This window comes from Chelatococcus sp. KU-N122 (assembly GCF_055391085.1).
The window spans coordinates 4453563-4475810 of record NZ_AP043981.1 but is presented as its reverse complement, the minus strand read 5'-3'; the positions used below and the strand labels follow the sequence as shown (position 1 = coordinate 4475810).

21 protein-coding genes are annotated in these 22248 nt (G+C 71.1%); 11 read left to right on the top strand and 10 right to left on the bottom strand.

The window, feature by feature from the left end; genetic code table 11:
• Positions 1–29: 29 nt before the first annotated feature.
• The gene (locus ACZ5PO_RS20200) at positions 30–956 is read left to right on the top strand and encodes a sulfite exporter TauE/SafE family protein (protein WP_464183441.1); all 927 of its coding nucleotides are present in this window, start codon (positions 30–32) and stop codon (positions 954–956) included.
• 53 nt (positions 957–1009) lie between these two features.
• On the top strand, positions 1010–1741 hold the full coding sequence (locus ACZ5PO_RS20195; RefSeq protein ID WP_464183439.1) for a TIGR02186 family protein: 732 nt from the start codon (positions 1010–1012) through the stop codon (positions 1739–1741).
• A gap of 75 nt (positions 1742–1816) precedes the next feature.
• On the opposite strand, the gene ACZ5PO_RS20190 is transcribed toward ACZ5PO_RS20195, so the two are convergent.
• From ACZ5PO_RS20190 to ACZ5PO_RS20175, 4 genes are all read right to left on the bottom strand, one after another.
• On the bottom strand, positions 1817–2455 hold the full coding sequence (locus tag ACZ5PO_RS20190; protein WP_464183437.1) for a phospholipase D-like domain-containing protein: 639 nt from the start codon (positions 2453–2455) through the stop codon (positions 1817–1819).
• A gap of 5 nt (positions 2456–2460) precedes the next feature.
• Positions 2461–3180 (bottom strand): ligase-associated DNA damage response endonuclease PdeM, encoded by a 720-nt coding sequence (gene pdeM, locus ACZ5PO_RS20185; protein ID WP_464183434.1) that lies wholly within the window; start codon positions 3178–3180, stop codon positions 2461–2463.
• On the bottom strand, positions 3177–5723 hold the full coding sequence (locus tag ACZ5PO_RS20180) for a ligase-associated DNA damage response DEXH box helicase (RefSeq protein WP_464183433.1): 2547 nt from the start codon (positions 5721–5723) through the stop codon (positions 3177–3179). The genes pdeM and ACZ5PO_RS20180 overlap by 4 nt, the downstream gene beginning before the upstream one ends.
• Positions 5724–5902: 179 nt before the next feature.
• Positions 5903–6856, bottom strand: coding sequence for a class I SAM-dependent DNA methyltransferase (locus tag ACZ5PO_RS20175; RefSeq protein ID WP_464183431.1), 954 nt, complete (start codon positions 6854–6856; stop codon positions 5903–5905).
• 146 nt (positions 6857–7002) lie between these two features.
• Here ACZ5PO_RS20175 and ACZ5PO_RS20170 point away from each other — a divergent pair, with 146 nt between their 5' ends.
• From ACZ5PO_RS20170 to ACZ5PO_RS20160, 3 genes are all read left to right on the top strand, one after another.
• Entirely contained in the window at positions 7003–7365 is a 363-nt protein-coding gene (locus tag ACZ5PO_RS20170) for a hypothetical protein (RefSeq protein ID WP_464183429.1), read from the top strand.
• A gap of 101 nt (positions 7366–7466) precedes the next feature.
• A complete protein-coding gene (locus tag ACZ5PO_RS20165; protein ID WP_464183428.1) occupies positions 7467–8606 on the top strand; it encodes a ligase-associated DNA damage response exonuclease in 1140 nt (379 codons plus the stop codon).
• Positions 8603–10288 (top strand): cisplatin damage response ATP-dependent DNA ligase, encoded by a 1686-nt coding sequence (locus ACZ5PO_RS20160; protein WP_464183427.1) that lies wholly within the window; start codon positions 8603–8605, stop codon positions 10286–10288. Before ACZ5PO_RS20165 ends, ACZ5PO_RS20160 begins: the two co-directional genes overlap by 4 nt.
• A gap of 27 nt (positions 10289–10315) precedes the next feature.
• Here ACZ5PO_RS20160 and ACZ5PO_RS20155 read toward each other — a convergent pair whose 3' ends face one another.
• Positions 10316–11836: a hypothetical protein gene (locus tag ACZ5PO_RS20155; protein WP_464183426.1), complete on the bottom strand. Its 1521-nt coding sequence runs from the start codon at positions 11834–11836 to the stop codon at positions 10316–10318.
• A 121-nt stretch (positions 11837–11957) separates the two neighbouring features.
• Between ACZ5PO_RS20155 and ACZ5PO_RS20150 the strand changes: the two genes are divergently transcribed.
• The 3 genes from ACZ5PO_RS20150 (at position 11958) to ACZ5PO_RS20140 (ending at position 14567) form a co-directional block, all read left to right on the top strand.
• Positions 11958–12632, top strand: a complete 675-nt coding sequence (locus ACZ5PO_RS20150) for a response regulator (RefSeq protein WP_464183425.1) — start codon at positions 11958–11960, stop codon at positions 12630–12632.
• A 256-nt stretch (positions 12633–12888) separates the two neighbouring features.
• Complete coding sequence (locus ACZ5PO_RS20145; protein ID WP_464183424.1) at positions 12889–13146, top strand: DUF6460 domain-containing protein; 258 nt, start codon at positions 12889–12891, stop codon at positions 13144–13146.
• 107 nt (positions 13147–13253) lie between these two features.
• Positions 13254–14567 carry an MATE family efflux transporter gene (locus ACZ5PO_RS20140; RefSeq protein WP_464196948.1) on the top strand — a complete coding sequence of 438 codons (1314 nt, stop codon included), beginning with the start codon at positions 13254–13256 and terminating at the stop codon, positions 14565–14567.
• A gap of 56 nt (positions 14568–14623) precedes the next feature.
• On the opposite strand, the gene ACZ5PO_RS20135 is transcribed toward ACZ5PO_RS20140, so the two are convergent.
• Positions 14624–15730, bottom strand: coding sequence for a quinone-dependent dihydroorotate dehydrogenase (locus tag ACZ5PO_RS20135; RefSeq protein WP_464183422.1), 1107 nt, complete (start codon positions 15728–15730; stop codon positions 14624–14626).
• Complete coding sequence (locus ACZ5PO_RS20130) at positions 15727–16086, bottom strand: DUF952 domain-containing protein (protein ID WP_464183420.1); 360 nt, start codon at positions 16084–16086, stop codon at positions 15727–15729. Before ACZ5PO_RS20130 ends, ACZ5PO_RS20135 begins: the two co-directional genes overlap by 4 nt.
• A 116-nt stretch (positions 16087–16202) precedes the next feature.
• On the opposite strand from ACZ5PO_RS20130, the gene ACZ5PO_RS20125 reads away from it, so the two are divergent.
• The gene (locus ACZ5PO_RS20125; RefSeq protein WP_464183419.1) at positions 16203–17282 is read left to right on the top strand and encodes a 2'-deoxycytidine 5'-triphosphate deaminase; all 1080 of its coding nucleotides are present in this window, start codon (positions 16203–16205) and stop codon (positions 17280–17282) included.
• Positions 17283–17436: 154 nt separating this feature from the next.
• Complete coding sequence (locus ACZ5PO_RS20120; protein ID WP_464183418.1) at positions 17437–17655, top strand: membrane lipoprotein lipid attachment site-containing protein; 219 nt, start codon at positions 17437–17439, stop codon at positions 17653–17655.
• A gap of 57 nt (positions 17656–17712) precedes the next feature.
• On the opposite strand, the gene ACZ5PO_RS20115 is transcribed toward ACZ5PO_RS20120, so the two are convergent.
• The 3 genes from ACZ5PO_RS20115 to ACZ5PO_RS20105 form a co-directional block, all read right to left on the bottom strand.
• On the bottom strand, positions 17713–18552 hold the full coding sequence (locus tag ACZ5PO_RS20115; RefSeq protein ID WP_464183417.1) for an SDR family NAD(P)-dependent oxidoreductase: 840 nt from the start codon (positions 18550–18552) through the stop codon (positions 17713–17715).
• Between the two features lie 13 nt (positions 18553–18565).
• On the bottom strand, positions 18566–19708 hold the full coding sequence (locus tag ACZ5PO_RS20110; RefSeq protein ID WP_464183416.1) for an ABC transporter substrate-binding protein: 1143 nt from the start codon (positions 19706–19708) through the stop codon (positions 18566–18568).
• A 162-nt stretch (positions 19709–19870) separates the two neighbouring features.
• Positions 19871–20719 (bottom strand): SDR family NAD(P)-dependent oxidoreductase, encoded by an 849-nt coding sequence (locus tag ACZ5PO_RS20105; RefSeq protein ID WP_464183415.1) that lies wholly within the window; start codon positions 20717–20719, stop codon positions 19871–19873.
• A gap of 277 nt (positions 20720–20996) precedes the next feature.
• Between ACZ5PO_RS20105 and ACZ5PO_RS20100 the strand changes: the two genes are divergently transcribed.
• Complete coding sequence (locus tag ACZ5PO_RS20100; protein ID WP_464183414.1) at positions 20997–22160, top strand: LLM class flavin-dependent oxidoreductase; 1164 nt, start codon at positions 20997–20999, stop codon at positions 22158–22160.
• The last annotated feature ends 88 nt before the right edge of the window (positions 22161–22248 follow it).

Sequence of the window (22248 nt, the reverse complement as noted above, 5' to 3'; positions counted from 1 at the left end):
GTGGCGCACGGAGCGACGGATACAGCGGGTTGGAGATCTACCTCCCCATAGCGGACATGCCGGTCAACGTCTTCCTGCTGTTGGCGATGGGCGCGGCGGTGGGCTTCATCTCGGCGATGTTCGGCATCAGCGGCGGCTTCCTGATGACGCCGCTGCTGATCTTCCTCGGCATTCCCGCAGCCATCGCCGTCGCCTCGCAGACCAGCCAGATCGCCGCTTCCTCCATGACGGGCGTGCTCGGCTATGCCCGCCGCGGCGCGCTCGACCCGAAGCTTGGGGCGGTGCTGACGCTCGGCGGCGCGGCCGGCACCGTCGCCGGCGTCGCCTTCTTCAACGCCATGCGCCGCCTGGGACAGCTGGAGCTGGTGATCGTCGTCTCCTACGTCGTTCTGTTCGGCTTCATCGGCGCGCTGATGCTCATCGAGAGCCTGCGCGCCCTGTGGTCGGCGCGGCGCGGCGTGGTCCGCCGGCGCCGGCACGGCGGCGAGCACCCCTGGTACGTCGGGCTGCCGCTGCGCATGCGCTTCTACCGATCGAAGCTCTATGCCAGCGTCATCCCGTTCCTGGCCGTGTCCTTCCTGATCGGCTTCGCGGGTGCCGTGCTCGGCGTCGGCGGCGGTTTCATCATGGTGCCGACCCTGCTCTACCTGTTCCGCATCCCGGCGACGGTGGTCGTCGGCACCTCCCTGTTCCAGATCCTCTGCACCATGCTGGGCGCGACCGTGCTCCACGCCGTCACCAACCAGTTGGTCGACGTGGTGCTGGCGTTGATCCTGGTGGTGGGCGGCGTCTTCGGGGCCCAGTTCGGCGCGCGCGCCGGCCAGCGGCTGGGCGGCGAGACGTTCCGCCTGCTGCTGGCCCTGCTCGTGCTCGCGGTCGGCGTGCGGTTCGCGGTCGAGCTCGTCATGCAGCCGCAGGAGCCGTTCTCGATCATGCGGCTGGGGCTGGAGCGATGACGGAACGCCCAAGGTCTCACAGGCGATGGACCGCGCTCCCGTGTGCGTTGTTGATGGCGGCAGCCGCCGCGCCGGCACACGGCGAGACCCTGATCACCTCGCTGTCGACGACGCAGATCGCCATCACCTCCACCTATTCCGGCGTCGACATCGCGCTCTTCGGCGTCATCGAGAAGGACCTCGGCGCGCCGGCGCGCAGCGCGCCCTATGACGTCGTCGTCACCGTGCGCGGCCCGCGCGCGACGACGCTCGTCCGCGAGAAGCGGCGCGTGGGCTTCGTCTACGTGAACACCCGGCAGCGGCGCTTCATCGACCTGCCGGTCTACCTGGCGGTCGTCTCCACGAGGCCCGTGGACGAGATCGCGTCCCGCCGCGTGCGGCTCGCCTACGGCATCGGCCTGGAGGCCGAGCTCACGCCCCGGGGCGTCGATGCGGCCCAGGACGACCCCAATGCACGCTTCCGCGAGGCGCTGCGACGGCTGAACGGCGAGACGGGCCTCTTCGTCGAGAAGAGCACGGCACGCTTCGTTTCGGCCAACGTCTTCCGCGTCACCTTCTCGCTGCCGGCCACCGCCCCCGTGGGGCGCTATGAGGTGGAGGCCACGGTGCTGTCCGGAGGGGCGTTCGTGGCACGCTCCTCGACGCGCTTCCACGTGGTCAAGACCGGCTTCGAGCAGGCGGTCGTCGACCTCGCCCACAACCAGCCCCTGGCCTACGGCCTCGCCGCGGCGGCGCTCTCGGTGCTGTTCGGCTGGGCCGCGACGGTGGTGTTCAGGCGCGACTGAGCCAGAGCGCTTCGCGATTAGGCGCGCGCGCCCAATCGCAAGAGAAGCGCTTCAATTTCAAAGAGCTGGGGCATGTCAGAAGCGCGGCGGCCGCGATTGGGCCGCGAGCTCTCGCCACGATTGGGCGAAGTCGCGGTTCCCCGGCTTGGCCCACATGGCGTCGAACGCCTTGGTCCAGCGCGCCGCCGCGGTCGGCGAGCGGATGATGACCAGATCGTTGTCCTGGTATCTGAGCCCCGCCACCGACAGGTTGGCCGAGCCGGTGCGCACCAGCGCCCCGTCCACCGCGTAGCCCTTCATGTGCATGAGATCGCCGTCCGGATCCTTCACGCGCATCTGGACGCCGCTGACCGTCGAGAGGCGCACCAGCGGGTGGGTCTCGCTGAGCCGGATGCGGCCGAGCTGCTCGGGATCGAGATAGATGCGGATCTTGACGCCGCGCAGGGCGGCCCGGTCGAGGGCCGCGATGATCGCGGGGTCGCTGAGCACGAAGGCCGCCAGATCGACGGATCCGCCCCGGCGCGCCTGCCCGATCAGCTCGACGTCGATCGTCTCCAGATTGGCCGCCGGCGCGTAATAGGTCTCCACGTCGCCGCCTTTGGCAACGAGGCCGGCCGGCTGATCCGGCTTGATCCAGGTGACGGCGCCGCCCGCGCCGACCGCGGCGCCGACGATGAAAGCGGCGGCACTCCTGCGGGCAGGAGACGAGCGCATGCGGGTCAATCCGGCAGCAGCATCGTGTCGGCGATGGTGAAGATCCGCTGAGTACCCAGGACACGGGCGACCATGCCGGCCGGGAACAGCGGCCGGAACGCCGGGTCGCGGACGTTGAGGCCGCCGGCGTAGGCGCCGAAGGCCGGCAGGATGCAGCGGCCGGGCCCGACGGCGAAGCAGCGGCGGCGCACGGACCGGCCGCGCATACGCACTTTCGCCACCGGATGCAGGTGGCCCGCCATCTCGCTCGCCTCGCCACCGCCGGGCTCGTGCCGGAAGACGATGCCGCGGTGCACCACCGACGCGACCACCGTGCCGCCGAGCGCCTGCGGGATCTTCGGATCGTGGTTGCCGGTGACCCAGATCCAGTCGCGCTGCGCCTGCAGGCTGGCGAGCAAGGCCCGGTCGGCGCCGTTCAGTCGGGCGCCGGCATGCACGTCATGAAAGCTGTCGCCGAGCGCCAGGACCGCGCGGGGGGCGTAGCGGGCCATCAGGCCGCCGAGCGCGCTCAAGGTGGCGCGCGTGTCGTAGGGCGGCAGCAGCACGCCGCGCTCGGCGTAGGAGGAGCCCTTCTCCAGGTGCAGATCGGCAACGACGAGAAGCCGCTCGCCCGGCTCGAACAGCGCACCGACCGGATCGGCGAGGAACGCCGCATCGCCCAGCTCGACCACCGCCTCGCCGGCGGGTGCGAGCGACTGAAAGGTCCGCGCGACATCCACGTTCATGCGGACGCTTCCTCCATCAGCATCGCCTCGGCCTCGGCCAGGATGGTCTCCGAAGCCTCCCCGAACACCGACTCGCGACCGATCTCCAGGATAATCGAGATCGACAGCGGCGATAGCCGCTCGAGCGCCTTGTGCACGATTCGCCCCCGGATGCGCGAGAGCAGGCCGGCAAGCCGGCGCAAATCGAGCAGGCCGGTGGCCGCGTCGGCGCGCGCCGCCCTGAGCAGCACGTGCGTCGGCTCGTGGCGCCGCAACACGTCGTAGACCAGATCGGTCGACATGGTGACCTGGCGCCCCGTCTTCTCCCGGCCCGGATGACGCCGCTCGATGAGGCCGGCGATGATGGCGCACTGGCGGAAGGTGCGCTTCATCAGGGCCGATTCGTCGAGCCATGCCTCCAGGTCGTCGCCGAGCATGTCCTCGCCGAACAGCTCGGCCAGATCGAGACGGCCCTGGACGACCGCCGTCGACAGGTCGCCGAGGCCGTACACGCCAAGCCCGTAGTCGTTGGCGGTGAAGCCCAGGGGCTGGAGCCGCGCCCGCTCCAGGCGGCGCGTCAGCAGCATGCCGAGCGTCTGGTGTGCCAGCCGGCCCTCGAACGGATAGGCCACGAGGTAGTGACGCCCGGCCCGGGCAAAGGTCTCGACCAGCAGGTCGCGGTGCCCGGGCAGCACCGATTTGAGCCGTTGGAACGACAGCCAGCCGGCCACCTCCGGCGGCAGACGGCTCCAGCTGGCGGGATCGGCGAGCATGCCGCGCACGCGGTCGGCCAGAAACGTGGAGAGCGGAAACTTGCCGCCCGCATAGGACGGCACCTTGGGGTCGGTGCCCGCCGCCCGCGTCACCAGCGCCTCGTTGGCGGCGAGCGCCTCGAAGCGCAGCACCTCGCCGGCAAAGGCAAAGGTGTCGCCCGGGCTCAGCGTCTCGATGAAGTCCTCCTCGACCTCGCCCAGGATGCGACCACCGCCCGTCGGCCGCCCCGGAGCGCCGGTGGCGCCGCGACGGAGGCGGCCCAGGCGCACCTTCACCATGGCCGCCTCGACGATGGTGCCGACGTTCAGCCGGTACTGCTGCGCCACCTGCGCGTCGCTGACGCGCCAGAGCCCGTCCCGACCGAGCTTGATCTTGGCGAAACGATCGTAGCTCTTGAGGGCGTAGCCGCCGGTGGCGACGAAGCCGACGACCTGGTCGAAGTCGTCACGTGACAGCGCCGCGTAGGGAGCGGCGGCGCGGACCTCGGCGTAGAGGTCGCCGTCCGCGAACGGCTCGGCGCAGGCCATGCCGAGCACATGCTGGGCCAGCACGTCGAGCGCGCCGACGCGCGCGCCGGCCGTATCCTGCGCCGCCTCCTCCACCAGCTCCAGCGCCGCCCGGCACTCCAGCATCTCGAAACGGTTCGACGGCACGAGATAGGCCTTCGACGGCTCGTCGAGCCGATGGTTGGCGCGGCCGATGCGCTGCATCAGCCGGCTCGCGCCCTTGGGCGCGCCCAGATTGACGACGAGGTCGACGTCGCCCCAGTCGATGCCGAGGTCGAGCGTGGACGTGCAGACGACGGCGCGGAGGCGGCCCGCGCCCATGGCGGCCTCGACCCGGCGGCGCTGGGCCACGTCGAGCGAGCCGTGGTGCAGCGCGATCGGCAGGGAATCGTCGTTGCGCTTCCACAGCTCCTGGAAGGCGAACTCGGCCTGGAGACGGGTGTTGACGAAGACCAGGGTCATCCGGTGTGCCTGGATCGCCGCGTAGACATCGGCCATGGCGTGCGCCGTCGTGTGTCCGGCGATCGGCAGCGGCAGGTGCGTGTCGAGCACCTCGATGCGCGGCTGGGCGCCCCCGGCGACCACCACGAGGTCGGCGACGCGCGCCGCTGGCGCGGCATCGGCACCGACGAGATAGCGGCACAGCGCGTCGGGCTCGCGCACCGTCGCCGACAGGCCCACCGCCGTGTGGGCCGGGGCGAGCCGGCGCAGCCGCGCCAGCCCCAGTGCCAGCAGGTCGCCGCGCTTGGAGGTGACGAGCGCATGCAGTTCGTCGAGCACGACGCGCTGCAGGCTTCCGAACAGGGTGCGCGCCTCCCGGTGCGCCAGCAGCAGGGCGAGCTGCTCGGGGGTGGTCAGCATGATGTCCGGCGGCCGCTCGACCTGCCGCGCCCGCTTGTGAGCAGGCGTATCACCGGTGCGGGTCTCGATGCGCACCGGCAGGTCCATGTCGCGCACCGGGGCCTCGAGGTTGCGGGCGATGTCGACCGCAAGCGCCTTGAGCGGCGAGATGTAGAGGGTATGCAGGCCGCTGCGCGGCGGCGCCGGCCCGCGTGCCGACAGCGCCACGAGGGTGGGCAGGAAGCCCGCCAGGGTCTTGCCGGCGCCGGTCGGCGCGACGAGCAGCACGGAGCAGCCGGCCGCAGCCTTCGCCAGCAGCTCCAGCTGGTGCGGTCGCGGCGCCCAGCCGCGCGCGGCGAACCAGGCCCGGAACGAGGCCGGCAGGAGCGCCTCGGGGGCGGCCGACGGCGCCGCGGGCCGGGCCGGCGTCAGCTCCGCCGGCATGGCCCCGCCCGCCCGGTCCGCGACACGTGGCGGGAGCCGCGGCGCACCAGGATGAACCCCGTCAGATGAACCTCCCTCGCGCAGCTCGCCGACGCAATCGCCGCCAGACAGAGACTATGATCGGGCGGGCCCGTTGCAACACCCGTCACGCCACGGCGAGGCCGCGGGACACCCTGCCGTCACCGCCGTCGCGCCACGACGGCGAGGCCCGGCGACGGCTCGCCTCGGTCGAGCCGCACGCTCGCGTCGTCGATCAGGCAGACTTCGAGCCCGGCGGCGCCCAGGAGCCGGCGCACGTAAGGCTCGCCATGGGCGTAGCGCAGGTCGGCGCCCAGCACCGGCCCGTCGGCCCCGAGCGCCGGATCGGCGGACGACGGACGCTGCACGGTGAAGGCGAACAGGCCGCCGGGCCGCACGGCACGGGCCGCAGCGCCGAACAACGGCTCGAGGTCGCCCATATAGACCAGCACGTCCGCGGCCAGCAGCAGGTCGCAGGATCGCGCCTCGCACGCCCGCAGGTGATCGACGACGTCGGCCACCGCCAGCCGGTCGTAGACGGCCTTGCCCTCCGCCTGCTTGACCATCGCGGGCGAAAGATCGCAGCCGACGAGCTCCGCCGCGTGCGGGCGGATGGCCGCCCCCATCAAGCCGGTGCCACAGCCCAGATCGACGACGCGGCCGAAGCGCATCGGTTCACCACGGTCGGCGGTGCGCGCCAGCGCGGCGAGCATGAGCTGCGGCCCGCGATAGGCCAGGGCATCGGTGAGATGGGCCTCGAAGCGCGCAGCATAAGTATCGAACAGTCCGCGCACGTAGCCAGGGCTCATGGCCCCCGCCGCCCCCTCCCCGCGCGGCCGATCCAGCAGGGTGAGGTGAAGCGCGGCACCGAGCTCGTCGGCGGGGTCGGCGCGCAGGGACTCGGCGAAGGCCCGCCGCGCTGCGGCCATATCGCCGGCGTCCTGCCGCACGCGGCCCAGCAGCAGCCAGGCCGGCGCATAGGCGGGCGCCAGCTCCAGCGCCTGCTCGGCGAGCTCCGCCGCCGCCGCGAGGTCCGCCTCCGCCAAGGCCGCCTCGGCCCATGCGAAGCGGCGGTCGGCGAGCAGGTTTCCCGATGACCGGACGATCTTTGCCACGCCGTCGCAAAAAGCCGTTTCACGGCCCCTGTCAAGCCTGTGCGGGCGAGCACACCCGGCCGCGCCCGACGCTGGCAAAGTCAAAGCATCGGAGGGGGCAAGAACAGTCTCCGGCTTCGATAGGCTTCAATCCAGAGGAGGTTCTCATGATCCGTTTCGCTGAAGGCTTCACCAAGAAGATCATGGTCGCGGCCCTGGCCGCCGCAACCGTCGGCGGCGCCGTGGTCGCCAGCGCGACGCCGGCCGCGGCCGGCCATAGCACCGGTTCCTGGAAGTACGGCTATGGGAAGTACGGCTATGGGAAGTATGGCTATGGGAAGTATGGCTACGGGTACGGCTATGGCTATCGCCCCGGCTGGGGCAACGGCGCCGCCGCCGGTGCGATCGCCCTGGGCGTGATGGCCGGTGCCGCCGCCGCCGCGTACGCCCCGACCTGCTACTACACCAGCCAGCCCGTGTACGACTCCTGGGGCAACGTCTTCTATCGCCGGGTCCGCGTCTGCGACTGACGATGGCGGCAGTCAGAGGCCACGCCCCGACGGGCCGTCCACACGATGTCGAACCGAGCCGATCTCCCGGGGAGTCCGCGGGGCATCGGCTCGGCGTTTGAATGCCCTTTGCTCACGGCGCGGACGGCTTATCTATCAAGGCCATGCGCCCGAGCGACGTCCTCAAGCTCACCCCCGCCGGCCTATGCTGCCCGCTGGGCGGCTTCCACATCGATCCGGTGCGTCCGGTCGAGCGGGCGATCATTACCCACGGCCATTCCGACCACGCCCGCGCCGGCCACGGAGCGGTGCTCGCCACGGACGAGACGCTCGCCATCATGGCGGCGCGCTACGGCGACGACTTCGCCGCGACGACGCAGCCCCTGGCCTATGGCGAAACCCTGGATCTCGGCGATGTGCGCGTCGCGCTGGCGCCGGCCGGGCACGTGCTGGGCTCGGCCCAGATCGTCATCGAAACCAAGCCGACGGCAGGCGCCGTCCTGCGCATCGTCGCGTCGGGCGACTACAAGCGTGAGGCGGATCCCACGTGTGAGCCGTTCCGGCCAGTGAGCTGCGACGTGTTCATCACCGAGGCGACGTTCGGCCTGCCGGTGTTCCGGCATCCCCCGGCCGCCGGCGAGATCGACAAGCTGCTCAAGTCGGTGGCGCTGTTTCCCGAGCGCACGCACATCGTCGGCGCCTATCCGCTCGGCAAGGCCCAGCGCCTGATGGCGCTGATCAGGGCGGCCGGCTGCGATGCCCCGATCTATCTGCACGGCGCCATGGAGCGGCTGACCGATCTTTATCAGGAGCACGGCATCGCGCTGGGCGATCTGCGGCGCGTGCCGGCCGGCGGCCGGCGCGACGCCGCCTCGCGCCTCCCCGGCGCCATCGTGCTGTGCCCGCCGAGCGCGACCCAGGACCTGTGGGCGCGCCGTTTTGCCGACCCGGTGACCTGCTTCGCCTCCGGCTGGATGCGCGTGCGGGCCCGCGCCCGGCAGAAGGGCGTGGAGCTGCCGCTGGTCGTTTCGGACCATGCCGACTGGGACGACCTCTGCCGCACCATCGCCGACACCGGCGCGGCCGAGATCTGGGTCACCCACGGCCAGGAGGATGCCCTGGTGCACTGGTGCATGCAGCAGGGCCTGAAGGCGCGCGCCCTGCACCTGCTGGGCTACGGCGACGACGGCGAGGCGGAGCCCGAGGATCGCCCGGACGCCGGAGCGGACGTCGCCGACGTCGCCACCGGACACGCCCCGTGAACCGCTTCGCCGCGTTCCTCGACCGCCTGTCCTATGAGGCCGGGCGCAACGCCAAGATCCGCCTGATGGTGGATTATTTCCGCTCCGTGCCGGATCCGGAACGCGGCTATGCGCTGGCCGCGATGACCGGAGCCTTGGGCTTCGACCACGCCAAGCCGGGCCTGATCCGCCAGCTCATCGCCGAGCGCACCGACCCCGTGCTGTTCGGGCTCTCCTACGACTATGTCGGCGATCTCTCGGAGACGGTGGCGTTGATGTGGCCGGCGCCGTCCGACCGGCCCGAAGCCGGCCCCGGCCACAACCGGCCGCCCCCCACCCTGGCCGAGGTGGTGGAGGCCCTGTCGGCGACGCTGAAGCCGGACCTGCCGCACCTGCTGGCCGGCTGGCTGGACGGCCTTGACGAGACGGGACGCTGGGCCCTGCTCAAGCTCGTCACCGGCAATCTGCGCATCGGCGTCTCGGCGCGCCTCGCCAAGACGGCCGTGGCCGGGCTCGGCAGCGTGGACGCCGATGCCGTCGAGGAGGTCTGGCACGGTCTTTCGCCGCCCTACGCCGAGCTGTTTGCCTGGGTCGAAGGCGCCGGCGGCCGCCCCGAGGCCGGAGATCCGGCGCCGTTCCGGCCGCCGATGCTGTCGCACCCCCTCGAAGAACGCGATTTCGACGTGCTCGACCCGCAGGACTTCAGCGCCGAGTGGAAGTGGGACGGGATCCGCGTCCAGGCCTGCGCCGGCAACAGGGCGGACGGACGGCCCGTGGTGCGGCTGTATTCGCGCACCGGCGAGGACGTGTCGCGCTCGTTCCCGGACCTGGCCGAGGCGATCGCCGACAATCCCCGTTTCCGCGGCGCCTTGGACGGCGAGCTGCTGGTGGTCCGCGACGGCCGGGTGCAGAGCTTCAACGTGCTGCAGCAGCGGCTCAACCGCAAGACGGTCACCCCCAGGCTGCTGCTGGAATTCCCTGCCCACATCAGGGCCTACGACCTGCTGAGCGACGGCGAGGAGGATCTGCGGCCCCTGCCGTTCGCCGTGCGGCGGGAGCGGCTGCAGGCTTTCGTCGCCCGGGTTGCCGACGCACGCATCGACCTGTCGCCGCTGGTACCGTTCGGCTCCTGGCACGAGCTGGCCGCGGCGCGCGCCGACCCGGCCACGGCCGGTGCCGGCGTGGATGCGGACGCCATCGAAGGCTGCATGTTGAAGCGGCGCGACAGCCCCTACGTGCCCGGGCGGCCGAAGGGCCTATGGTACAAATGGAAGCGCGATCCGTACCTGGTGGACGCAGTGCTCATGTACGCCCAGCGCGGGCACGGCAAGCGCTCGTCCTATTATTCCGACTACACCTTCGGGGTCTGGCGGAGCACAGACGGCGCGGCCGCCGCCCGCGAGCTCGTGCCGGTCGGCAAGGCCTATTTCGGCTTCACCGATCAGGAGCTGCTGGAGCTCGACCGCTTCGTCCGCCGCAATACGATCAACCGGTTCGGGCCGGTGCGCGAGGTGGCCCACGCGCCCGACAGCGGCCTGGTGCTGGAGGTCGCCTTCGAGGGGCTGCAGGCTTCGACGCGGCACAAATCGGGGATTGCCATGCGCTTTCCCCGGATCAGCCGCGTGCGCTGGGACAAGCCGCCGGGCGAGGCAGACGACATCTCGCTGCTGGAGCGCCTCCTGGCGGGGCAGATCAGCCCCTGAGCCGATCCGGACTGCGTCGGGCGCATCTCACGGCGCGGTCGACGTGACGGCCTTCTTCTCCGGCGCCAGGCCCGCGGCGGCGGGCGCCCGCGGCGCCATCGCGGTGCGATGCATGGCACTGATGATGGACCAGCCGGCGACCACGATGATGCCGATCAAGGCGCCCAGGGGCCCGGCTGCGGCAGCGGGATAGCGCACCAGTGGCAACGGCACGCCGCTCAGATGCAGGCTGGCGAAGGCGAGCCCGGCCGCCATCCCGGCCGCCGTCGCGCCGGGAGGCACCGGCAGGCGCACCCCGCGGAACAGCACCGCAGGAAGCCCGCCGGCGGCCGCGATCGCCCACGCCCAGAGCAAGGCCTGGGCGGCGAACAGGCCCGGGCGCTCCTGCGCGGCGGCAAAGCCGAGCCACGGCGTCGCCGCAGCCACGACAACCATGAGCAGCAGCAGCAGACGGGTGCCCACCAGCCGCCGCGAGGCAGGAGCCTCGCCGCCGCGGCGCGAGCCTGCTTCCAGCCCCGAGCGCAGGCCGATGAGCAGCCGCGCCACGGTAAAGACCAGCAGCGCCGCCACCGTCAGCGCCACCCCGGCCGCCGCGCCGGTGTAGAGCGCGCTCAAGCTGAAGAAGCCGGCGGTGGCCTGGCTCGCGGGCGGCACCAGCAGCGGCGAGAAGCTGAGCACGAGCACCAGCGCCCCGGCGCCGATGCCGCCGCGCCGGGCCTCGGACACCGTTCGCGCCGACGCGAAACGGGAGAACAGCGCCGGAAACATGATCGTGCCGCAGCAGGCGGCCAGCCACAGCCACACCTGATCGCCCCGCGGCGCCGCGGCGTCCGATGGAGCCGGCGGCGTTCCCGCCGCCCACAGGGCAGTCCCGGCGAGCGCTGCCACGGCCGCGCAGCCGGCCGCCGCGAGCTGCGCCGTGCTGACGCTGCTCAAGCCGCCCAGGACCGTGGCCGCCGCCATGACGACGGCCGAGACCCCGGCCGCAGATCGCGCCGACACGCCCAGCGCCTGGGCAACCCAGCCGTTGGCCTCGGCGCACAAGGCCATGGCCGCAGCCGCAGCCGATGCGCACAGGGTCAACGTCAACAGCGAGATCGTGAGCGCAGCGTCGGCATCACGCCCCTGCGCCCACATCATCCCGGCGATCGAGGCAGCGCCGCTGCGGCGCCATGCCGGCGCGAAGACGACGGCAGCCACGACGAGCCCGGCGGCGACGGCTGAGCCGACGAGACCGGGCTCGGGCGAGCTCCACAGCAGTGCCATCGCCACCGTCGTCAGGGCCAGGACGTTGGCGGGGATCGGCACGGCCTGGCGGGCGAGATCGAAGGCGAACACCGTCATGCTGCGGCCGGCGAAGGCGGCGACCACGACCGTGCCCAGCACCAGCGTCATCGCCGCCAGCGCAATGACCGCGGTCGGAAAGCCCAAGCGTTCCAGCAACGTACAGACCGCGATGCAGGCGGCAAGGATGGTCAGGCCCCCGGTGAGGCCGATGGCGAGGCGTTGCGTCTCCGCCGCATCCGTCGATGGAGTTCGATCCAGCATGATCCCCGGTGGTCGTTGGCGCGCCAGACGTTTATCGTGATACACGAGGGCGGGGGCGTGTGCACGCATGCAGGGGCGTCCGCCCCACGGCGTGTCCGCGACGACGGGCGGGGAGAACCGCGTGAGCGATCAGAATCCGACACGTATCGTTATTGCGGACGACCATCCCCTGTTTCGCGGCGCCATGCGCCAGGCCATCACGCAGCTGCTGCCCGGCGCCGATATCGCCGAGGCCGGCGACTTCAGTGCGACGACCGCCGCCATCGCCCAGGGGGGCGAGCCGGACCTCGTGCTCCTCGACCTGACGATGCCGGGCGCACAAGGCTTTTCGGGCCTGCTGTTCCTGCGGGCGCAGCACCCGAGCCTTCCCGTCGTCGTCGTCTCGGGGACGGACGAGCCCGCGGTCATCCGCAAATGCATGGAGTTCGGAGCGGCCGGCTTCCTGCCCAAGTCGCTGTCGGTCGAGAGCATGGGGACGGCGCTCATGACGGTGCTCGACGGGGGCACCTGGACGCCGCCGGATGTCGACCTGGCCGTTCCCGCCGACCGCGACACGGCCGAGCTGGTGCGCCGCCTGGCCAGCCTGACGCCGCAGCAGGTGCGCGTGCTGATGATGCTGTCGGAGGGCCTGCTCAACAAGCAGATCGCCTACGAGCTATCGGTCTCCGAGGCGACGATCAAGGCGCACGTCTCGGCCATTCTGCAGAAGCTGGGCGTCGAGAGCCGGACCCAGGCCGTCATCGCCGCCTCCAAGATCGCCGCCGGCCAGTGGGGGCCCAACATGGCCGCGGACTGACCGCCGCGCCTGCCCCTAGAGCGCTTGGCGATGGGGTGGACTCACCCCATCGCGAGAGAAGCGCCCCAGATTCAAAAGGTTATGAGCATGTCCCGGCCATTGGATGGTCCCATCCAATGGCGAAATGCTCTAGCCGCTCTCGAACCAACAGGAGACTTGTCATGGCAGACGGCCAGACCCCTCACTCGTCCGCGCTGCAAGCGCAAGCCCAGGCGCCACAAGGCCCGGCACCGCTCCCCCGAGCGCGGGATCGCCGTTGTCCCGCTTCATCGGCGGGTCCCCCGGCTCCGTGCTGGTCCGGCTGATCTTCCTGTCGGTCCTGGTCGGGGCCGCCATGGCGTTCCTCGATATCACCCCTCTGGCGCTCTACGACGGCATCCGCGGCTTCGTGCAGCGTCTGATCGCCAGCGGTTTCGCCATGGTGGGGGACGTGGGGCGCTGGTTCGTCTACGGCGCCATCATCGTGCTGCCGATCTGGCTGGTCCTGCGCGTGCTCGACAGCGCCCGGCGGTAAGCCGCGCGGTGTCCACAGCAGCGGAAACGGCCAGCGAGCCTGCGCGGCCCGGCGCCGCGCGCACGATCGAGGCGACGCACCGCCGGTTCGTGACCCTGGCGGTGCCGATGATGCTGTCGCACGTGACGACGCCCCTGCTCGGGCTTGTCGACGCGACGGTCATCGGCCGCCTCGGCGACGCGGCCCTGCTCGGCGGCGTCGCCCTCGGAGCGGTGGTCTTCGACTTCCTGTTCTGGGCCTTCGGCGCCTTGCGCATGGGCACCGCCGGCCTGACGGCGCAGGCCTACGGCGCCGGCGACGACCCTGAAATCGATGCCACGCTGGCGCGGGCGCTGGCGGTCGCGGCGCTGATCGGGCTGGCGCTCGTCGTCTTGCAGGGGCCGCTCGCCGCCCTGTCCCTCACCCTCATGGGCGGCAGCGAGGCCGTCGCCACGGCCGCGCACACCTACATCACCATCCGCATCTTCGCAGCGCCGTTCACGCTCGCCAACTTCGCCATCCTGGGCTCGGTGATCGGGCGGGCTCGCACCGACCTCGGCCTGCTGCTCCAGGTCGGCATCAACTGCCTCAACATCCTGCTCGCCCTCCTCTTCGTCGGCTGGCTCCACTGGGGCGTGGGCGGCGTGGCAGCGGCGACCGTGCTGGCCGAGGCGGCGGGTGCCGGGCTCGGCCTCGTGGTCCTGCGCCACCTGGGCGCACGCCCCTGGGCGGTGTCCCGCGCCACCTTGCTCGCCGCCGCTCCGCTGCGTCGCATGCTGGCGGTCAACGTCGACATCATGGTGCGCACGGTGGCGCTCGTCGGCGCCTTCGCCGTCTTCACCGCCCAGGGCGCCCGCAGCAGCGATACGCTGCTGGCGGCCAACGCCGTGCTCTACAACCTGTTTCTCATCGGCAGCTATTTTCTCGACGGCTTCGCCACCGCAGCAGAGCAATTGGGCGGCCAGGCGTTCGGCGGCCGCGATCGGACCGGCTTCCGCAAGGTGGTGAGGCTTGCCCTGATCTGGAGCGTGGGCGTGGGCTGCCTGGTCTCGCTCGCAGCCCTTGCCGGCGGCGGCGCCTTCATCGACCTGGTCTCGACCAACGAGGCGGTGCGCGCGGCCGCCCGCCACGACCTCGTCTTCGCGGCGCTGACACCGGCGCTCGGCGCCGCCGCGTTCGCCTTCGACGGCATCTATATCGGCGCCACCTGGACACGGGCCATGCGCAATCTCATGCTGGCCGCGTTCGCGCTGTTCGTCGTCGCGGTGCTGCTGCTCAAGCCGCTCGGCAACGATGGCCTGTGGCTGGCGATGCTGCTGTTCCTGGCCGGTCGCGGCGGCGGCCAGGCCGCCCTCTACCCGTCGCTGCTGCGGCGATCCTTCGCTGGAGCGGGTTCGGACCGGGCAGCCTCAGCCGATCCGAAAGCGCTCCAGGTCCAATGAGATGGAGCATGTCCAGCGCAACTGCGCCGATCTGATCGGGAGATGCCCGCCCCGGATCAGGCGAGGTCGTGCGCGATGGCCTGGGCGCTGCGGCCGACGATCGCCCGGAGCGGCTGACCGCCGCGAACGAGCCGCTCGATGAGGCCGCGCTTGACGGCGCGCACCAGCAGCGGCCCCTCGTAGACCATGGCCGAATAGAACTGCACCAGGCTGGCACCGGCCTCGATCTTGGTCCAGGCGGCGTCGGCGCCGTCGATGCCGCCGACACCGATGAGGGGGAAGGCGCCCTCGACGCGCAAGTAGACCTCCGCCAGCATGCGGGTCGACAGGCGGAACAGCGGGGCGCCCGACAGGCCGCCGGGCTCGGTCGCGCCGATCCGGTCGGCGAGGCTCTCCGGCCGGCTCACCGTCGTGTTGGAGACGATCAGCCCGTCGACGCACCGCCGCCGACACACCGCCACGATGCCGTCCAGCTCGTCGAGCCACAGGTCCGGCGCGATCTTCAGCAGCACCGGCCGCCGCGGGAAGCCCTGCGCCACCACGTCGTCCCGCGCGGCGATGACCCGGGCCAGCAGATCGTCGAGCACGGCCTGGCGCTGCAAGTCGCGCAGCCCCGGCGTGTTGGGCGAGGAAACGTTGACGGTGAAATAGCTGGCGCAGCCGCCGAACGCGTAGATCCCGGCCACGTAGTCGGCGACGCGGTCGGCGGCATCCTTGTTGGCACCGATGTTGACGCCGACGACGCCGGGCCGCCCGGCGCGCTGCTCCAGCTTGAGCAGAGCCGCCCCATGGCCCTCGTTGTTGAAGCCCAGCCGGTTGATGACGCCGCGGTCGGCGGCGAGCCGGAACAGCCGCGGCCGCGGATTGCCCGACTGCGGCTGCGGCGTGACGGTGCCCACCTCGACGAAGCCGAAGCCGAGGCCGAGCATGACATCGGGCACGTCGGCGTTCTTGTCGAAGCCGGCGGCGAGCCCCACCGGGTTGGGGAACGACAGGCCGAAGGCCTCGACCGCGAGCATGGGGTCGTCCGCGCCGAGCGCGAACCGCGGCACCCGCGCCAAGCCCTTCAAACCCTTGATGGTGAGGCGATGCGCGTCCTCGGGGTCGAGCGCCACCAGCGCCCGACGCGCCAGGTCGGCGACGAGTGCCGCGGGCCCGCTCATGGCTCGAGCTCCGGGATCACGGGCGCGCCGTCGGCGCCGAGCGACAGCGGCCGGACCCAGCGCGCAGCCTCGACGGGCAGCGGCCCGTAGAGGTGCGGGAACAGCGCCCCGCCGCGCGACGGCTCGTAGCGCAGGGCGTCGCCCAGCCCGGTGGCGTCGACCGCCACGAGGACGAGGTCGGCCTGGCCGCGGAAGTGCTTGGCCGCCGTCTCCTGCACCTGGCCGGCGGTGGAGAAATGGATGAAGCCATCGGCGAGATCGACCGGCGAGCCGAGGAAGAAGCGCGCGCGCTCCGCCTCGCGCCACGCCGCGGCGGGACAGATCTTGTAAATGACAGAAGGCTGACTACTGGACATGGCCGGGCTGTAGCGCTGCCGAGCCCACCGTGCAACGGCAGGGTCGGTTTACTGTTCCCCTTGGCGCCGTTACCAAGCCGAGACGGCCTACGGTGTTGACGATTGGAACAGAGGCGATGGGCATCCTTCCCGCTCAGGCGATCGGCGAGCTAGCGGCGACGGCGGCGTTGACCGCCGATCGGCCCCTGGCGCCCGATCAGATCCAGCCGGCGAGCCTCGACCTGCGTCTCGGCTCCAGCGTGGCGCGGGTGCGGGCGAGCTTTCTGCCGGGCGCCCGGCCCGTCGCCCGGCGGCTGGACGAGCTGGCGCTGCACCGCTTCAACCTGGAGAGCGGCGCCGTGCTGGAGACGGGCTGCGTCTACATCGCCGAGATCCAGGAGCGGCTGGCCCTGCCCGCGTCCCTGTCGGCCGCCGCCAACCCCAAGAGCTCCACCGGCCGGCTCGACGTCTTCACCCGCGTGATCACCGACCGCGGCGACGAGTTCGACACCATCGATGCCGGCTACCACGGGCCGCTCTACGCGGAGATCTCGCCGCGCACCTTCCCGATCCTGGTGCGCACGGGCTCGCGGTTGAGCCAGATCCGCTTCCGCGACGGCGAGTCCCGGCTGAGCGACGTCGAGCTGGCGGCGCTGCAGAAGGAGCTGACGCTGGTCGACGCAGCCACGGCGTCGATCCAGGGCGGCGTCGCCGTCAGCGTCGACCTGGCGGGCTTCGGCGCGCAGCGGCTGGTCGGTTACCGCGCCAAGCGCTTTACCGGGCTGGTCGACGTCGACCGGGTCGGCGCCTATGCCATCGGCGATTTCTGGGAGCCGCTCTACGCCGACGGCTCCGGCGCGCTGGTGCTCGATCCCGGCCAGTTCTACATCCTGGCCTCCAAGGAGGCGGTGAACGTGCCGCCCGACTATGCGGCCGAAATGGTGCCGTTCGATCCGCTGGTCGGCGAGTTCCGCGTTCACTATGCGGGCTTCTTCGATCCCGGCTTCGGCCACGGGGCGGGCGGCACCGGCGCGCGCGCGGTGCTCGAGGTGCGCTCCCGCGACGTCCCGTTCATCATCGAGGACGGCCAGATCGTCGGCCGCCTCGTCTACGAGCGCATGGCCGAACGTCCGGCGAGCCTCTACGGCGACGCCGGCTCGAACTACCAGGGCCAGGCGCTGAAGCTCTCCAAGCACTTCCGGGCGGAGCGCGCTTAACCACGCGACCAATTTGCGCCGCCGGGTGTGCTCGGCCGCCCCTTGCACGCGCGTCGAGGTCGTGGGAGGAGCTTCGACCGCCCGCGGTCGCTGCGTCCGCTGGGCGCGAGAGAATGTGCTGGGACGTGTCGTCGCGCCGATCCGGGGGGCAGCCGTGAAACGCATTGCTTTGGTCATTGTTGCGCTGACGCTGGTCGCGGGCTGTCAGACGCAGCAACAGAAGGCCGACCAGTTGGCGGCGATCTGCTCCGATCCGGCCAACCGCGAGCCCGATCCGGACTCGATCTATTATGCGGAATGCCTGGACGTGGTGCCGCGCGGCAACAACCAGCTGGAGCAGGACTGGTTCCAGACCGCCCCCGAGGGCAATTGAGCCAACGGCGCAGCACCAACGGAGCCCTTTGCACCGGCTCCGCCCCCCTCCCCCGACTCAGGATCGCACGTGATCCTCGCGGTCGAAGCCGGGCCGGGGGATGAGGCCGAGCCATGAGCGGCCGACCGCGCCGTCGACGAGCAGCTCCTGGCCGCTGACGTAGCCGGCCCGGTCGCTCGCCAGGAACAGCGCCGCCTGGGCGATGTCGGCCGGAGCGCCGATGCGTCGCAACGGCACCATGGCGGTGCGGCGGGCCAGAAGGTCGGCGTCCTTGTAAAAGGGCTCGCTCAGCGGCGTGCGGATCATCGCCGGGCTGACGACGTTGCTGCGCACGCCATACTCGCCGAGCTCGACCGCGAGCTGCTGCGACAGCATCATGACGCCGGCCTTGCTGACGCTGTAGGCGCCGCTGAAGGACTGCGGCAGATGCCCGGCGATCGACGCCACGTGCACCATCGCGCCGCGCCCCCGCTCCGTCATGTGACGTCCGAACTGCTGGGCGCAGAGCAGATAGCCGGTCAGGTTCACCGCCAGCAACGCGTTCCAATCGGCGAAGGAGACGCTGGCGATCGGCCCGGCGCGCAGGATCGCTGCGTTGTTGACGAGGACCTCGCAGGCGCCCGCCTGGTCCAGGCAAGCCTGCGCCGCCCGCTCGACGCTGGCCGGATCGGCAACGTCGCAGGCCAGGGCGACGGCGCCCGCCCCGGCGGGTAGGGACGCCACCGTCTCACGGCACGCGTCCACGTCGCGGTCGAGCACCACGACCCGGGCGCCGGCGGCGGCGAAGTGCGCGGCGAGGAGGCGGCCGATGCCGCCCCCCGCCCCGGTGATCACGCAGACGCGTCCGGTGAGGCCGAGCCACGCCGGATCGGCTTGAAGGTCGTCCGCCATCGTCATGTCCCGCTCCCCGCTACCGGACCTGCTGGAAGCGGCCGTCCCTGACCTGCATCAGGACGAGGGCGCTCTTGTCGAGGCCGCGGTGGTCCTGCGGCGTGATCTGCCGGCAGCCGTCGGCGCCGCACATCTTCACATTCTCGATCGCCGCCCGCAGGTTCTCGCGCGTGACCGGGCCGTCGATGGCCTTCAGCGCCTGCTCGAGGACGATCCTGGTGTCGAGCGCATGGCCGGAGGTCTGATCGGGGGGAACGCCCCAGCGCTCACGATAGGCCTTGTCGAAGGCGGCCAGCGGCGCCTTGCGCGGATCGCTGTCGGGCAGAACGTCCGGCGCCACGATCGGCAGCGCCGAGACGTACACGCCCTCAGCGGCCGCGCCGGTCTGCGCGATGAAGGAGAGCGACGCGTTGGCGTAGCTCACATAGAACGGCAGCTTCAGCCCGATGTCCTGCGCGTTGCGCAGCACGATGGTCGGTGCCGGATTGGCCGACCAGATGATCACCGCGTCCGGCTTCTTCTCGCGCAGGCGCAGGAGCTGCGGCGTCATGTTGGTGTCCTGCGGGCTGAACGTCTCGACGGCGACGAGATCGATGCCGAAGGCCGAGGCGCGCTCCTGCACGATACCGCCGCCGGACTGGCCGAAGCCGTCGGTCGAGTAGATCACCGCGGCCGTCTTCGCGCCGCCGTTGCGCAAGTGGTCGAGGATGTTCTCGACCACCAGGCGGTCCGTGGGCGACAGCGCGAAGACATTGGGCGTGACCGGCTTGGTGATCGGCTCGGCGCCGCCGTAGGTGACGTTCGGCACCTTGAGCTGGTTGGCAACCGGCACGACCGCAAGCGACTCGCCGCTCGTCGAGGGGCCGACGACGACGTGGACCTCGTCGTTGTCGACGAGGCGCCGATAGAGCTGGACCGCCTTCGTCGAGTTGCCCTCGGTGTCGTAGACCGTGAGCTTGACCTTCCGGCCGGCGAGGCCCTCCTTGGCCAGGCTGTCGAAGATCAGCTTCAGGCCCTTGTCCGCCGGACCGCCGTAGCTCGAGGCCGGCCCGCTGATGGCAAGGATGGCGCCGACGCGCAGGGTATCCTCGGCGGCCGCCGCGGTGGCGGACAGCGAGGCGGCGGCCGCGGCACAGAGCAGCAGCCGACGGGACAACGTCATGAAGATCCTCCTGGGTGTGTTCACATTTTTTTCTGCGGCGGAGCCTGCCCGCGCCGGTCGGGATCGATGGCCGCCCGAGGCCTCGCCGCATCGGACGGAAGCGCTCCGGAGAATTGAAGCGTTTCCATCCGATCAGGTGAGCGCGTCAGACCGGACGACGCTTCAGGTGCCGGGCGGGGTCGCCGGCTTCTGGTAGACGCCGCGCTCGAGCAGTGCCCTGGAGCCCAGATCGGCGCCGTTCCAATTGGTGAAGAAGCCGGCGGTGAGGCCGCCGTCGACGGGCAGGACGACGCCTGTGACATAGGCCGCCGCCTCCGACAGCAGGAACAGCCCGGGGCCCGCCTGATCCTCGGCGCGCGAGAGCCGGCCGAGCGGCACACGGCCGAACACCACGTTCTCGATATGGTCGGCCGGCATGCTGGCCCGCAGCAGGGGCGTATCGACGACGCCCGGAGCCAACGCGTTGACCCGCACGTTATGCCGACCCCACTCGATGGCCAGCGACTTCGTCAGGCCTGCGACACCGTGCTTGGAGGCGCTGTAGTGCGAGCGCGCGGCATGGCCGCCGAGTGCGTCGATGGACGCGATCAGCACCACGGCGCCGCGGCCGCGCGCCACCATGCGCCGGCCGATGGGTCTGACGGATTTGTACAGGCCGGTCAGATTGATGTCGATGACGAGGGACCATTCGTCGTCGGTCATGTCGGTCGACAGCGCCGGGCGGGAGGCGCCCGCCGAAGCGACGACGCCGTCGATGGGGCCGAGCCGGTCCTCGATGCGCGCCGTGGCGGCCTCGGCGGCGGCGCCGTCACGGACGTCGAACACCTCGGCGACGGCGCGGCCGCCGAGGCGCTCGATCTCGCCCACCACCTGGTGCGCGGCCTCGCTCGATGCGTCGATCACGGCCACTCGCGCCCCGGCCTCGGCGGCCGCCAGGCAGTGGGCGCGCCCGATGCCGGACGCCCCGCCCGTGACGACGATCACGCGGTCACGCAGTCCAAAATCGATCATGCGGCATGCCTCCGAGCTGCCTCGCCCAACCGGCCGCTCTGGCGACGGCCCGGTCATGACCGTAGTGCTATATTTAGTTTTTCACAAGCGGCCAAGATGGGCTATTTTGGCCCAATCCGGCATTCGCCGTGCCAAGTTGTATCATTGACAGAACCTTAGGTGTTCAGCTCTATGCGCGGCGACGCTGTCGGCTCGCCAGCCGACGATCGCCGGGCAGTGCGCAGGCTCGACCGTGAAGCCTGCGGAGCGACACCAGCGTTGGAGCAAGGAGGAACGTATGTCGACCATCCCGCTGAAGCATGGAGTTTTCCTGGCGCCGTACCATCCGATCGAGGAAGGCCCGACCACCTGGATGAGACGCGACCTCGAGCTGTGCCAGGTTCTGGATGATCTCGGCTTCGACGAAGTCTGGATCGGCGAGCATCATTCGGGCGGCTACGAGATGATCTCGTCGCCGGAGCTGTTCATCGCCGCCGCGGCCGAGTTGACCAGGCGCATCCATTTCGGCACGGGGGTGATCACCCTCCCCTACCACAACCCGCTGATGACGGCGAACCGGATCGCGCAGCTCGACCATCAGACGCGCGGTCGCGTGTCCTTCGGCGTCGGGCCCGGGCTGCTGATGATGGACGCGTTGATGCTCGGCCTCGATCCGAACAAGACCCGCGACATGATGCTGGAAGCCCTGGAGCTGGTGCTGCGGCTGCTGCGCGGCGAGGAGGTCACCGCCAAAGGCTCGTGGTACGAGCTGGTCAAGGCGCGCGCTCACCTGCTGCCCTACAGCCAGCCGCTGCCCGAGTTCGCCGTCGCCAGCGCCGGCACGCCCTCGGGCGGCCGGGCCGCCGGCAAGCTCGGGCTGTCGATGCTCTGCGTCGCCGCCTCGCAGATCGGCGCCTTCGACGTGCTCGACACCAATTGGAAGATCGCCTGCGAAACGGCGGAGCAGCACGGCCACGCCATGGATGCGGCGAAGCTGCGGCTGGTGGCGCCGCTCCACATCGCCGAAACCCGCGAGAAGGCGCGCGAGAATGTGCGCCATGGCCTGGAGCGCTGGGCCAAATACTACGAGATGGTGGCGCCGAACCCGTTCCCGAGCGACGGCCGCGATCTCGTCGACGTCCTGATCGATTCGGGCCGCGCGGTGATCGGCTCGCCGGACGATGCGATCGCCATGATCGAGCGCCTGCGCAAGAAGCAGGGACGCTTCGGTGTCTTCCTGGCGCAGCACGTCGACTGGGCCGACTGGGACCAGACGCGCAAGTGCTACGAGCTCTATGCGCGTTATGTCATGCCTCACTTCTCGACAGCCAACGCCAACCGTGTGGCGACCTACAACGCCATGCGCGAACGCAACACCGAGCTGCTCAAGCTGCGCGCCGACGCCTCCGAGCAGGCCTTCGTCAAGCACGAGAAGGAGCTCGGCCGCTCCGTGCGGAGCTGAGCCGGCAGGGGGCATCGTTCGCGCTCGTCACGGCCGGGCTCGATCCGGCCGTTCGTCGCTTCGAAACAACGGCGGCCCGACAGACCGG

Coding starts and splice junctions, on each gene's coding strand:
- ACZ5PO_RS20165 (WP_464183428.1), top strand. CDS start 7,467: ATGCCCTTTGCTCACGGCGCGGACGGCTTATCTATCAAGGCCATGCGC.
- ACZ5PO_RS20180 (WP_464183433.1), bottom strand. CDS start 5,723: ATGCCGGCGGAGCTGACGCCGGCCCGGCCCGCGGCGCCGTCGGCCGCC.
- ACZ5PO_RS20100 (WP_464183414.1), top strand. CDS start 20,997: ATGTCGACCATCCCGCTGAAGCATGGAGTTTTCCTGGCGCCGTACCAT.
- ACZ5PO_RS20170 (WP_464183429.1), top strand. CDS start 7,003: ATGATCCGTTTCGCTGAAGGCTTCACCAAGAAGATCATGGTCGCGGCC.
- ACZ5PO_RS20125 (WP_464183419.1), top strand. CDS start 16,203: ATGGGCATCCTTCCCGCTCAGGCGATCGGCGAGCTAGCGGCGACGGCG.
- ACZ5PO_RS20190 (WP_464183437.1), bottom strand. CDS start 2,455: ATGCGCTCGTCTCCTGCCCGCAGGAGTGCCGCCGCTTTCATCGTCGGC.
- pdeM (WP_464183434.1), bottom strand. CDS start 3,180: ATGAACGTGGATGTCGCGCGGACCTTTCAGTCGCTCGCACCCGCCGGC.
- ACZ5PO_RS20140 (WP_464196948.1), top strand. CDS start 13,254: ATGATGCTGTCGCACGTGACGACGCCCCTGCTCGGGCTTGTCGACGCG.
- ACZ5PO_RS20135 (WP_464183422.1), bottom strand. CDS start 15,730: ATGAGCGGGCCCGCGGCACTCGTCGCCGACCTGGCGCGTCGGGCGCTG.
- ACZ5PO_RS20130 (WP_464183420.1), bottom strand. CDS start 16,086: ATGTCCAGTAGTCAGCCTTCTGTCATTTACAAGATCTGTCCCGCCGCG.
- ACZ5PO_RS20155 (WP_464183426.1), bottom strand. CDS start 11,836: ATGCTGGATCGAACTCCATCGACGGATGCGGCGGAGACGCAACGCCTC.
- ACZ5PO_RS20105 (WP_464183415.1), bottom strand. CDS start 20,719: ATGATCGATTTTGGACTGCGTGACCGCGTGATCGTCGTCACGGGCGGG.
- ACZ5PO_RS20115 (WP_464183417.1), bottom strand. CDS start 18,552: ATGACGATGGCGGACGACCTTCAAGCCGATCCGGCGTGGCTCGGCCTC.
- ACZ5PO_RS20195 (WP_464183439.1), top strand. CDS start 1,010: ATGGCGGCAGCCGCCGCGCCGGCACACGGCGAGACCCTGATCACCTCG.
- ACZ5PO_RS20110 (WP_464183416.1), bottom strand. CDS start 19,708: ATGACGTTGTCCCGTCGGCTGCTGCTCTGTGCCGCGGCCGCCGCCTCG.